Here is an 11,362-nt window from a genome sequence, read left to right as displayed (position 1 = left end):
TTTATTCCTTATGGTTTCATCTGTGCCTGTGAGGAGGTGACAATCGGTAATGAAAAATCATTGCCCCATTCTAGCCAAGAAGCGTCATAGTTCGCCACATCATACCCCAGTTCGCGTAATGCCAGATAATTGGTGGCCGAGATGCGTCCGATGGCGCAATACAACACGACTTTTTTATTTTTTGGGATATTAAAATAAACGTTTTTGAGGTGCGTCACCGAAGAAATCTGGGCAAAGTGGTTAGTTGAGTCAATATTATGAGAGGCGGGAATGTTAATCGCACTTGGAATATGACCAAACCGTTTAGCGTGCGATTTTAATCCTAAATAGGCCTGTTCAGGACGGGCATCAATCACAATCTGGTTTGGGTTTTGGGTGGCGGTTTGTGTCGAGAATTTGGTGGCCAGTCGTTTATGGTTGATGACCGGAACATAATCGCTTGGAGTAATCTTGGGCGTATCATCGCTCGTGGGATAATTTTGTGCGGCCCAGTAATCATATCCACGATTCAGAACCTTAACTTGGGTGAAGCCGTAAACTTCTAATGTCCAGAATAAGCGAGCGGCATCGACTAAAGCGCCTTCATCATAGATAACAATCGGCATTTCTCTATCTAAGCTCAGTTGGCGCAAGATCATTTGAATCTGGTTGGGGGAGGTGATTTTTCCATTGATGCTTTTATGCTCGTACGTCCAATTCACAGGAAAATTGCGCGCTCCTGGAATATGGTCTTGTTCGTACAGATTGGTAGAGCGGGCATCTAAAATGATCACAGCATCATTGGTGAGGTTGTTTTTTAATTGTTCAGGCGCAAGCAGCAAACTCTGTGCATAGGCAGGGAGACTGCAGAGGCAAAAGATGATTATTCCCAGTTGTTTTTTCCAACAAGACATCATGTATTCCTTTGCTTACCAAATAGATAAAACCAAATATAGCGGTTACCCTGTTATTATTCAATAAAATTTGTCGGGAATTTATAAAGGAAAAGCCAAAAATTTTAAAGAAAATGGCTCCGTATATTTACTCAGCGATAATTTGCGTATAATGTTGTTAAGTTAAAACGTTGCCAAGAAAAGGGGCATGGTCATGTTGAATCATAAAATGCATATCGGGTTGATGCTGGTGTGGTTTTGCATCAATGCATTTCATGCTGCTATTGCCGAGATTCCGCATGAGCATACGCTGGAAGGTGCATTGGAATCTGAAGTGTATCCTGCCACCACGCCAATTGCGAATGTGTTGTGGGTACCTTCCGAGCATGGGGTGCTTAAACAAGAACAGATGGTGGCTGAAGAATTAGCCGATTCTGGATTCACCGTGACCATGCCCAACCTGTTTGAAAGTTACTTTTTGCCAGTTGCTTCTAGCAGTCTGAGAAAAATTCCGTCCAATATTATTGAACGAGAAATCGCCAGACTTCATGCCAGTGAGTTGCCTTTGTTTGTAATCAGTTCGAATGAGGGTGCCGCGCTGGTCATTAAAGCGCTCGCCTCTTTTCAGCAAACGTCAACCTCGATGGTGGGCTTGGTTTTGTTGAACCCCAGTCTCTATATTGAAACGCCACAAGCAGGGCAGAAAGCGAAATATTGGCCGACAGTGTCACAAGTTAACGCACCGGTTTATATTATTCAGTCTGAATTGTCTCCCTGGCGTTGGCATCTACCTCAGTTACAACAACAATTGAGCTTGTCCGGTTCGGATGTTTTTATTCGTTTGCTGCCGAAGGTGCGGGATCGTTATTATTTCCGTCCCGATGCGCTTCCGGTGGAGCAGACGCAAGCACAGAGGTTAGCGTCCGATTTGATGCAGGCGATGAAAACATTGGCGCCTTACTTACCCGTTTTTCGTGAATCTGCTTTGGCTCAAAACGAACACTCTGAAAAAATGATAAATGGCGCTGCCATGACAAAACCCCGTGCTCAATCTACCGATAAAACCGGCTTGCAGCCTTATTCCGGTTCACAGCAACGCTATCTAAAACTCAATGATATGAATGGTCAATCGCATTCGTTGGATGCCTACCAGGGCAAAGTGGTTCTTCTGAATTTTTGGGCGAGCTGGTGTCCACCGTGCGTACATGAAATCCCTTCGATGACCCGGTTGAAAACAGTGCTGAAAGACCAGCCGTTTGAAATTCTGGCAGCGAATTTGGCAGAGGAGAAGCCTGCCATTCAGGATTTCCTGAAACAACACCCGGTGAATTTTCCGATCTTACTCGATCCGAAAGGGTCGGCGGTGCAGGCCTGGCAAGTTTTTGCTTATCCGAGTTCGTATGTCATCGATGGTCATGGCAAAATACGGTATGCTTTATTTGGCGGTCATGAATGGGATGACCCGCTGACAATACAGAAAATACAATCTCTTATCGAAAAAACCACTGCTTCAGATTAAGAGCCACGAGAGACCTTATGAAATTGATTCAACTTTTCTGCTTAATCCTTTTATTGACGATAGGCTTTTCAACAACTGCTAAAGCCGATGAATGGCGACTGAATACCATTGAAGATTTTTCCAAACTCGGTCAAAAAGCAAAACAGGATAAGTTGCCTATCGCTATTTATTTTAATCGTGTGCGGTGTGGTGCTTGTGAAAAGCTGAAAGAGGCGGCAATTTTACCGATGATTGAAAATGGATTGCTTGACGGTTATGTTCATATGGTCGAAATCCGTACTGATGCCAAGGGCACACAAACACGGGATTTTTATGGTGAACAGGTAAAAAACAGTTTTTTTGCAGATTTTTATAACGTCACAACCTTTCCTAGTATTGTTTTTGTAAACGCAGATGGGGATGAAATTGGCAAACGTATGGTTAATTCCGGGGCGTATGACTATGTGCCTTATCGGTTAAAAAAGTTGATTAACCGTGCTTTGGCTGACATGGATAATGACAAAAGAATGCAATGAGATGATGGGATGAACACGATAACAAGGTTAGGTGAGTAACATGGAATTGAGTTTATTGATTATTTTTTGGTATGGTGTACTGCATGCTATGGGGCCAGATCATTTAACCGCAATTGCCGATTTTTCAATTGGTAAAAACATCAAAAAAACCATGATGGTAACGTTATTGTTTGCAGTTGGGCATGGGGCTACTTTATTTTTGTTTGCCAAATTACTGCAAAGTATGCCAGGTATCCAAGCGTATACCGACTATGGAGATGTTATTTCCGCCAGTGTGATTGTAATGATGGGTGTTTATCTCCTTTATATGGCCTTGAGCGACCGAATTTTATTGAATAAGCATACCCATGACGGTAAAGAACATATTCACATCAGCTTTTCACGAACACACCAACATCGCTGGTCCGATATGATGCCAGCTCTGAGTTTAGGGGTGTTAATGGGAATCGGCGGGGTAAGAGGTATGTTGATTACCCTCGGGTTGGTCAGTCATCAGGAAGTAACCTTGAGTATGATTGCCTTATTTGCCTTGGGCGTCATGTTGGTGTTTATCAGTTTCGGGGGCGTTATTTTACTGCTGAATCGGTACTGGTTAAATTCATTGACCAATGTACGGCGTGTGTTCGGAGGGCTTGGAATCGGCTCAATCGTGGTTGGCGCGCAGATGTTATGGTTTTAATTCTCAGAGAAGTCAAAGGAAAAGAGTATGTGTGAAGATTGCGGTTGTTCCATTACCGATGTTGCTGAAGAGCATCACGCTCATCACCACGACCACGTTCATGTGCATGATAACCCGCAGTTAAATGAGCCAAAGACGGTGGATGTGATTAAAAATATCCTGCATAAGAATAACCATGAAGCGATGCATAACCGGGCTCATTTTGAAAAAGCTGGCGTCTTGGCGATTAATTTGATGAGTAGCCCTGGCAGCGGTAAAACCAGTTTGCTGGAAGGGTTAGCCGAGTTTGATAAACGCCCGTTTGAATTTGGTGTGATTGAAGGCGACCTGCAAACGTCTCGCGATGCTGAGCGTATTCAAGCCAAGGGTATTCCGGCCTATCAGATTCAAACCGGCTCTGCCTGCCATTTGGATGCCTTTATGGTGCACAAGGGATTACATGCGATGCCGTTAGAGAGTATGGATGTGTGTTTCATTGAAAATGTTGGCAATTTAGTCTGTCCGGCCAGTTACGATGTGGGGAGTCATTTGAATGTGGTGTTGGTTTCAGTTCCAGAAGGCGATGACAAAATTGAAAAATATCCCGTTATGTTTCATCAGGCCGATTTAGTTGTGATCAGTAAAGTGGATTTGTTGCCACACTTTGAATTTGATATTGAAGCGGCAAAAGCGATGGCGAGAAAACTCAAGCCCAATGTCGATATTTTGGAGTTGTCGACCAAAAATCCAGCGTCAATTCAGCGATTGGTGGATTGGATTGAATTCAAACGTAAAATGCGCGGATAAGGAAAACTGGCAGAGCTAATTATGTGTTTATCGATTCCTTCAAAAGTGATTCAAATTGATGCTACTAATATTGCTACGGTCGATACGATGGGCGTGCAGCGTCAAGTGAGTTTAGACTTAATGCCCGATCCTGTTGTGATCGGCGATTATGTATTGATTCATGTTGGCTTTGCCATGAATAAAATCGATCAAGAAGATGCGTTGGAAAGTCTGAAACTGTATCAGCAGATTCATGATTCGCTGGAGGCTGAAGAAGGATGAGTACGCTTCAGCTGCAAGACTTATATCAGGGATTCCGACAGCCTAAAACCATTCAGGCGTTGGCTCACAAAATTCATCAAGCGGCGCAATCCTTAAGTTCCCCCCTTCGTATTATGGAAGTCTGCGGCGGACATACCCACACCATTATGAAATATGGCTTGAATCAGTTGTTACCGGAAAATATTGAGTTTATCCATGGTCCTGGGTGTCCTGTTTGTATTATGCCGAAAGAGCGGATTGATCATGCCATTGCGCTGGCGAAAATGCCAAATACAATTTTGCTGACATTAGGTGATATGATTCGTGTGCCCGGTTCGAAAACCAGTTTGGCAAAGCAGCGTGCGTTAGGCAGTGATATTCGAGCCCTTTACTCGCCGTTGGATGCCTTGAAAATTGCGCAGGAAAACCCGGATAAGCAGGTGGTGTTTTTTGCCATTGGCTTTGAAACCACCACGCCGATGACGGCGGCAGTGATTCAGCAAGCTTTAGCATTGAAGCTGACCAATCTTTTTTTTCATATCAACCATGTGTTGGTCCCCCCGGCGGTAGCGGCCATTTTGTCTGATTCAGTGTGTCAGGTTAACGCGTTGATTGGTCCTTCCCATGTCAGTGTGATCAGTGGCGCGCAAATTTATCAGCCACTGGCAGAACAATATCAAATGCCAATCGTCGTGAGTGGCTTTGAACCAGTCGATGTGATGCAAAGCATTTTAATGATTGTGGAGCAAGTCCTTCAGGAAAGGCATGAGATCGAGATTCAGTATTCGCGAGCCGTGACAGAACAGGGCAACCAGAAGGCGCAAGAGATGATTCAAACCTATCTTGAACCACGTTCTCACTTCCGGTGGCGCGGGTTAGGGGATATTCAACTCAGTGCGTTGCAATTGAAAGAAGCGTATCAATTTATCGATGCCGAAGCGGTCTTTGAAGCGGTTTTGTCGGATGAACCGATTGACGATCATAAGCTGTGCATTTGTGGCGATATTCTTAAGGGCGTCGCCAAACCACAAGACTGCAAGGTGTTTGGGCGAGGCTGTGACCCGACACGGCCATTAGGCAGTTGCATGGTGTCCAGTGAAGGTGCCTGTAATGCGTATTATCGTTATGCTGAAGTGGCATTACGATCGGTTAAGCCAATTGAAAGAAAACAGGCAACCGCATGAAAGTGATTGAACTTAGCCAAGGTGGCGGTGGGGCCGAAAGCCAGCAACTCGTCCAACAATTGTTTTATCGTTATTTCGGTAATGAGATTTTATTAAAATCGGAAGATGCTGCCGTCCTAAGTTTGCAGGGGCAGTCTGCCTTTACGACCGATAGTTATACCGTCAGTCCGCTGTGTTTTCAAGGAGGCAATATCGGCAATCTAGCGGTTGCCGGCACGCTGAATGATTTGGCAATGATGGGGGCCGCACCGTTGTATTTAAGCTGTGCATTTATGATTGAAGAAGGCTTGCCTTTTAGCACCTTGGAAAAGGTCGTCAAAAGCATGGCCGAGGAGCTTAAAAAGACCGATGCAAGAATTGTGTGTGGTGATACCAAAGTCGTTCCACAAGGGGCTGTGGATAAGTTGTTTATAAACACGTCAGGCATTGGACAGATACAAACCACCACACAAGCGATGCCTTCGGCGCATCAATTGCAAATCGGGGACGCGATTCTGGTCTCCGGTGATATCGGACGTCATGGTGCCGTGGTGATGTCGGCACGTGACAATATGAATTTGCACAGTGACTTGAAAAGCGATTGTGACGTGTTGTGGCCGGTGGTGGAAGCCCTTATAAATAAAGGGCTGTCGGTGCATGCGCTACGAGATGCGACTCGCGGCGGACTGGCCGCGGTGTTGAATGAATGGGCGCAAACCTCACAAGTTTGTATCGAGGTAGAAGAGGATAAAATTCCGATTTCGGATGCCGTGCAAGGCTTGTGCGAACTGCTCGGTTTTGAGGCGTATGACTTTGCAAATGAAGGCACTTTTTTGATGAGTCTACCCTGTTCACAAGTTGAAGAAGCATTAGCGGTTTTTCAACAATTTGAGTGTACGCAGCAGGCAGCAATGATTGGAAAAGTGTCTGAATTTCAGCCAGGCCTGGTGGTTTTACAAACCCCTTGGGGAAGTCAACGGGTTTTAGAGTTACCCAAGGGCGAATTATTGCCCAGAATTTGTTAAGCGAGCACATAGATTATGCATGAATACTCTATTGTTCAAGCGTTGATCGAACAATGTGAAACCTTGGCCCAAACGAATCAGGCAACTCATGTCTCAAAAGTGTCGGTGAAGATTGGGCAGTTAAGCGGGGTAGAACCTTATTTGTTACAAACGGCATTTGAGGCTTTTAAAAAAAACAGTGACGTTTGTCAGAAAGCGGAACTGGATATGCAAATTCAAGCGGTCGAAGTCTTTTGTTTAGGGTGTGGTGAAACTACCCTGCTGTCGGAGCACCATTATGTCTGTCCGGCTTGCCAGAGTGATCGGGTGACGATAACGGACGGTAAAGAGATGTTTTTAATGCAGCTGGAAATGGCGTAGTATTTATTTCAGGTGAGTTGAGTTTTTAAAAGGCGTCATCATTACGAGGGGAGAATCATGCGAATTGTCATTATTGGCGGCGGGATCGCAGCGGATTATTTAGCCAACCAGATTTTGGAAAAAGATCCAGCCACGGAAGTGCTGATTCTGTCCAAAGAATCTTACGCGCCTTATGATCGTATTCATCTATGTGATTTGGTTTCGGGAACGTCTTGCATTCAAGACATTACGCTGGAACTGAACCCAAATGTGACAGTGAAGCTGAATCAGGAAGTCACCGCCATTGATCGGCAAGCCAAGCAAGTCATTACTGAACAAAGCCGATTTGAGTATGATTATCTGATCATTGCCAGTGGTTCCAAGCCCAAAACCCTGTTTGATATTGAGCATATTGATAACGCCGTTACCTTCCGCAGTGCGGATGACAGTTTTAAAATCGCTAAAAATTTGCAGGACCGCAATGTGGTAATTGTTGGTGCCGGTCCAATCGGCTTGGAACTGTTGGACACACTGATGGACATGCCCGCACCGAAACGTATTTATCTGATCGTACGGGACGAATCCCTCTATTCCGGCGATTTGGACCCTTCCAGCGTCGCATTGATGCAAAAAACTTTTGAAGAAGATCCCCGAATTGTTCTGTCGTTCAATGATGAAATCGTCGATAAAACGGTTGAAAAAGGGCATATGACGGTGCTGCAAACCAAGCACCACCAGATTGAAGATCCGTTGCTGGTCTTTGGCATTGGTATTCGACCCAACATCGACTTTGCTCGCTCTTCGTTGGAATGTGATCGGGGCGTTTTGGTGGATCGAACAATGCGCACCTCAGATTTGTTTATTTACGCCGTTGGTGAAGCGGCACAAATTGATGAAAGTGGTTTCAGTGCCGGGCATGCCAAAGAATGTCGACTGGAAGCCGATGTGGCCGTCAGTAATATTTTCAAAACTGAGGTTGCAGCGTTTCATCGCGAAGTGGCGATAGATGGTTTGAAAGTCGGCGCGTTTGAATTTATCGACGTGGTGTCTCCTCGTTACAATATGCACGATGAAGACAATGAAGTGGTGTTGTTGCGTTCTAAAAAAGAAGGCCGCATCGACCAATACATTCTCAATAATGAGAAGCTGATGCGCTTTATTGGCGTCAATTCCAATGTCGATGCGTTGTATCTCAAACAGCTCATCATTGAAAATGAAAATGTCGATGCTTCCTATTTGTACAACAATCGTCATGAAAATGAACGAGGACGCTTGGTGTGTAGTTGCACTGGCAGTTATCAAAAAGACCTGATTGATATCATCGAAACGCAAGCGGTGACCAGCTTTGCGGAACTGAAACCCTATTCCGAAGCGGGCCGTGTTTGCGGGCGTTGTAAAAAAGATGTCGCTAACCTAATTGCACATGCCCATGTTGATAAAGCCGAAGTCGAACGCAAGAGAGCTGAGCGTGAAGAAGTGGCAAAAGCGGCGCAAATCGAGAAAGTAGAAAAAAGACTGGAAAAGTTCAATCGTTTACACCCGTCGAACCAGATTGATATGGCGGATTTTGAGGCGGCTTTACAGTCGTTTGATAAAGCCCAGGATTTCAATGGCTGGGTGTCAATGATGACGCTGAACTTACAGTTGCCTCCAGAGTATGACAATCTGGTCTATCGAAGTATTCAGCATTTGAATAAGGTGCCGGTCATTTGGCTTGAGTTGGCGGACTGTACCGGTAACTCCGAAGCCTTTATCAAAACGGTCAACCCGACGATTGACGAATTAATTTTGAAATTCATCTCACTCGATTATCATGAATTGTTAATGGCCGCTTCCGGCCCACAGTCCGAAAACAGATTGGATCAATTGATTGAAGAAGATCAGGGTGACTATATTTTGATTGTAGAAGGCGCAGTACCGTTAGGCATGGGCGGAAACTTTCTGCGAATCGGCCCGCAAGGCGAAACGGGGGAGGCTTTGTTAAAACGTGTCGCGCAACATGCCTCCGCGGTCATGGCGGTCGGCTCCTGTGCGTTTGACGGGGGCGTGGTCGCGGCGGCTCCAAACCCTACCGGCGCGGTTGGAGTGTCCGAAGCTTTAGGCCGTGAGGATATTATTAATTTACCCGGCTGTCCGGTGAATCCGATCAATGTGGTCGGAACCTTATTGCATTACATTATGTTTGCAGAAATGCCCGAATTGGGCGAAAACAACAAACCGGTTTGGGCGTATGCGCCGCGCGTGCATGACAATTGTGAGCGCCGTGGTCATTATGATGCTGGAGAATTTGTCAAAGAGTGGGGTGATGAAGGTGCCAAAAAAGGCTGGTGTCTTTTTGAAATGGGCTGTAAAGGGCCTTATGCTGATATGAATTGTGCTCAAATGAAGTTTAATGAAGGAACGTCCTGGCCGGTGCAAGTCGGTCACGGCTGTATCGCCTGTGGTAAAGGTAAAGTCGCCTTCGATGAATTTGCCAATAACCGTAAAGTAATCAATGTGCCAAAAGAGTTGACGTCATGACAGAATCCACTAAAAAACAGAAAATCGTAATCGATCCAGTTACCCGAATTGAAGGCCATTTAAGGGTTGAAATTGAAGTGGATGAACACAATACCGTGACCGAAGCCTGGGCGTCTGGTCAATTATTTCGGGGTATTGAAACCATTCTGAAAGGTCGGGATCCGCGGGATACCGGTTTGATTGCTCAGCGTATCTGCGGCGTCTGTACTAATTCGCATTATCGTGCGTCGATCAGTGCGGTGGAAAACGCTTATGAAATCGTTCCGCCGCGTAATGCTGAAATCGTCCGGAATTTGGTTTCTCTGGCATTGTTTGTACAGGATCATCTGGTGCATTATTACCATCTGCACTCTTTGGATTATGTTGATGTTACCAGCGCATTGGAAGCTGATTGTCACAAAGCCAGTGAAATAGCTCATCAATGGCATAAACACCCGTATAACTGTTCACAGGGCGATTTGGCCGCGGTGCAGGAAAAGTTGGCGAACTTTGTTAACGCAGGGCGTTTAGGGCTTTTCGCTAATGGGTATTGGGGTCATGCCCAGTACAAATTGTCACCGGAAGAAAATCTGATTCATATGAATCATTATCTGGAAGCGCTGCGGATTCAACGGGAAGTGAGCAAGGCCATCGCCATTTTCGGAGGCAAAACACCGCATCCGCAAAATTTGGTGGTCGGGGGTGTCACCAGTGTGATGGACATGTTGAACCCTCAGCGTTTGAATGACTATCTTTTCATTATTAAAGACACACAAGAATTCTTGAAACGTGCCTATTTGCCGGATATGAAAATGGTCGTGGCCGCCTATGGCGACAATATCAAAGCCGGCGAAGGTCGTGGTCATGGTAATTTTATGTGTTCGGGCGGCTATCAATTGTCAGATGACGAACCGTTATTTGCCAGCGGCATTATTTGGGGGCATGATTTCTCGACAATAGAGCCGTTTGATGACACTCAAATCACGGAAGAGGCCTCTCGTTCCTGGTATGCCGATGAAGCGCCGACCAATCCGTATGATGAAACCACGGAACCGGACTACACCGATATGAATGCGGACGGCACCCTGAAAACCGAAGGCAAATACAGCTGGATCAAAGCACCGCGTTATCAAGGTCAACCCATGGAGGTGGGGCCCGCCGCACGAATGATCATTGGTTATGTCAAAAATGCCAAGACGGTGCGCCCGTATATGCAACATTTTATGAATGATACCGGCTTGGAACTGATCGATTTTTCTTCATCCATTGGTCGAAATGCGGCGCGCGCCGTTGAAGCTGAAGTGGTGTGTGATCTGATTTTTGCATTTGTCAGTGAGCTGATTGAAAACATCAAATATTACGATGAAACCACTTGGACGAAATATGAGTTTGAGGCCTTGCCTCTTGAAACCAAAGGGCGAGCGGTTTTGGAAGTGCCTCGCGGGATGTTAAGTCATTTTATCCGTATTCAGGATGCGAAGGTCAAGAACTATCAGGCGGTCGTGCCCACGACTTGGAATGCGTCTCCTAAGGATGGTCAAGGGATTCGAGGGCCCTATGAAGAAGCCATTGTTGGCCTCAAGTTGGCCGACCCACAACAACCTTTGGAAGTGCTTCGTGCGGTGCATTCTTTTGATCCGTGTTTAGCCTGTGCGGTACATGTCATTGATGCACAAGGGCAAACCTTATCGGAACATCGCGTGAATCCCATCGGAACCTTTTAGG

11 protein-coding genes are annotated in these 11,362 nt (G+C 45.7%); 10 read left to right on the top strand and 1 reads right to left on the bottom strand.

The genetic code is table 11. The features are described 5' to 3' along the window. Nucleotides 1-8: 8 nt before the first annotated feature. On the bottom strand, nt 9-893 hold the full coding sequence (locus P8629_RS00535; protein WP_278163467.1) for a sulfurtransferase: 885 nt from the start codon (nt 891-893) through the stop codon (nt 9-11). A gap of 193 nt (nt 894-1,086) precedes the next feature. Here P8629_RS00535 and P8629_RS00530 point away from each other — a divergent pair, with 193 nt between their 5' ends. Genes P8629_RS00530 through P8629_RS00485 form a run of 10 tightly spaced genes read left to right on the top strand, consistent with a single transcriptional unit; the run spans nt 1,087 to nt 11,361 of the window. Beyond that, complete coding sequence (locus tag P8629_RS00530) at nt 1,087-2,391, top strand: TlpA disulfide reductase family protein (RefSeq protein WP_278163465.1); 1,305 nt, start codon at nt 1,087-1,089, stop codon at nt 2,389-2,391. 17 nt (nt 2,392-2,408) lie between these two features. Beyond that, a complete protein-coding gene (locus P8629_RS00525) occupies nt 2,409-2,906 on the top strand; it encodes a thioredoxin family protein (protein ID WP_278163463.1) in 498 nt (165 codons plus the stop codon). Nucleotides 2,907-2,946: 40 nt separating this feature from the next. Continuing rightward, nucleotides 2,947-3,585: a hypothetical protein gene (locus tag P8629_RS00520; protein WP_278163461.1), complete on the top strand. Its 639-nt coding sequence runs from the start codon at nt 2,947-2,949 to the stop codon at nt 3,583-3,585. A 27-nt stretch (nt 3,586-3,612) separates the two neighbouring features. Further along, nucleotides 3,613-4,371 carry a hydrogenase nickel incorporation protein HypB gene (gene hypB, locus P8629_RS00515; RefSeq protein WP_278163459.1) on the top strand — a complete coding sequence of 253 codons (759 nt, stop codon included), beginning with the start codon at nt 3,613-3,615 and terminating at the stop codon, nt 4,369-4,371. Nucleotides 4,372-4,392: 21 nt separating this feature from the next. After that, a complete protein-coding gene (locus tag P8629_RS00510; RefSeq protein WP_278163458.1) occupies nt 4,393-4,632 on the top strand; it encodes a HypC/HybG/HupF family hydrogenase formation chaperone in 240 nt (79 codons plus the stop codon). After that, nucleotides 4,629-5,795 carry a hydrogenase formation protein HypD gene (gene hypD, locus P8629_RS00505; RefSeq protein ID WP_278163456.1) on the top strand — a complete coding sequence of 389 codons (1,167 nt, stop codon included), beginning with the start codon at nt 4,629-4,631 and terminating at the stop codon, nt 5,793-5,795. The genes P8629_RS00510 and hypD overlap by 4 nt, the downstream gene beginning before the upstream one ends. After that, nucleotides 5,792-6,799 carry a hydrogenase expression/formation protein HypE gene (gene hypE, locus P8629_RS00500; protein ID WP_278163454.1) on the top strand — a complete coding sequence of 336 codons (1,008 nt, stop codon included), beginning with the start codon at nt 5,792-5,794 and terminating at the stop codon, nt 6,797-6,799. The genes hypD and hypE overlap by 4 nt, the downstream gene beginning before the upstream one ends. Nucleotides 6,800-6,814: 15 nt before the next feature. After that, nucleotides 6,815-7,159 (top strand): hydrogenase/urease nickel incorporation protein HypA, encoded by a 345-nt coding sequence (gene hypA, locus P8629_RS00495; RefSeq protein ID WP_278163452.1) that lies wholly within the window; start codon nt 6,815-6,817, stop codon nt 7,157-7,159. 57 nt (nt 7,160-7,216) lie between these two features. Next, nucleotides 7,217-9,658, top strand: a complete 2,442-nt coding sequence (locus P8629_RS00490) for a hydrogenase small subunit (RefSeq protein ID WP_278163450.1) — start codon at nt 7,217-7,219, stop codon at nt 9,656-9,658. After that, nucleotides 9,655-11,361, top strand: coding sequence for a nickel-dependent hydrogenase large subunit (locus P8629_RS00485; RefSeq protein WP_278163448.1), 1,707 nt, complete (start codon nt 9,655-9,657; stop codon nt 11,359-11,361). Before P8629_RS00490 ends, P8629_RS00485 begins: the two co-directional genes overlap by 4 nt. The last annotated feature ends 1 nt before the right edge of the window (nt 11,362 follow it).

The sequence above is a fragment of the Hydrogenovibrio sp. 3SP14C1 genome (genome assembly GCF_029625905.1).
Lineage (GTDB): Bacteria > Pseudomonadota > Gammaproteobacteria > Thiomicrospirales > Thiomicrospiraceae > Hydrogenovibrio.
Note: the sequence above shows the minus strand (reverse complement) of the source record. Positions and strands in the feature narration are given on the sequence as shown.

Coding starts and splice junctions, on each gene's coding strand:
- hypA (WP_278163452.1), top strand. CDS start 6,815: ATGCATGAATACTCTATTGTTCAAGCGTTGATCGAACAATGTGAAACC.
- P8629_RS00520 (WP_278163461.1), top strand. CDS start 2,947: ATGGAATTGAGTTTATTGATTATTTTTTGGTATGGTGTACTGCATGCT.
- P8629_RS00525 (WP_278163463.1), top strand. CDS start 2,409: ATGAAATTGATTCAACTTTTCTGCTTAATCCTTTTATTGACGATAGGC.
- hypB (WP_278163459.1), top strand. CDS start 3,613: ATGTGTGAAGATTGCGGTTGTTCCATTACCGATGTTGCTGAAGAGCAT.
- P8629_RS00510 (WP_278163458.1), top strand. CDS start 4,393: ATGTGTTTATCGATTCCTTCAAAAGTGATTCAAATTGATGCTACTAAT.
- hypD (WP_278163456.1), top strand. CDS start 4,629: ATGAGTACGCTTCAGCTGCAAGACTTATATCAGGGATTCCGACAGCCT.
- hypE (WP_278163454.1), top strand. CDS start 5,792: ATGAAAGTGATTGAACTTAGCCAAGGTGGCGGTGGGGCCGAAAGCCAG.
- P8629_RS00490 (WP_278163450.1), top strand. CDS start 7,217: ATGCGAATTGTCATTATTGGCGGCGGGATCGCAGCGGATTATTTAGCC.
- P8629_RS00530 (WP_278163465.1), top strand. CDS start 1,087: ATGTTGAATCATAAAATGCATATCGGGTTGATGCTGGTGTGGTTTTGC.
- P8629_RS00485 (WP_278163448.1), top strand. CDS start 9,655: ATGACAGAATCCACTAAAAAACAGAAAATCGTAATCGATCCAGTTACC.
- P8629_RS00535 (WP_278163467.1), bottom strand. CDS start 893: ATGTCTTGTTGGAAAAAACAACTGGGAATAATCATCTTTTGCCTCTGC.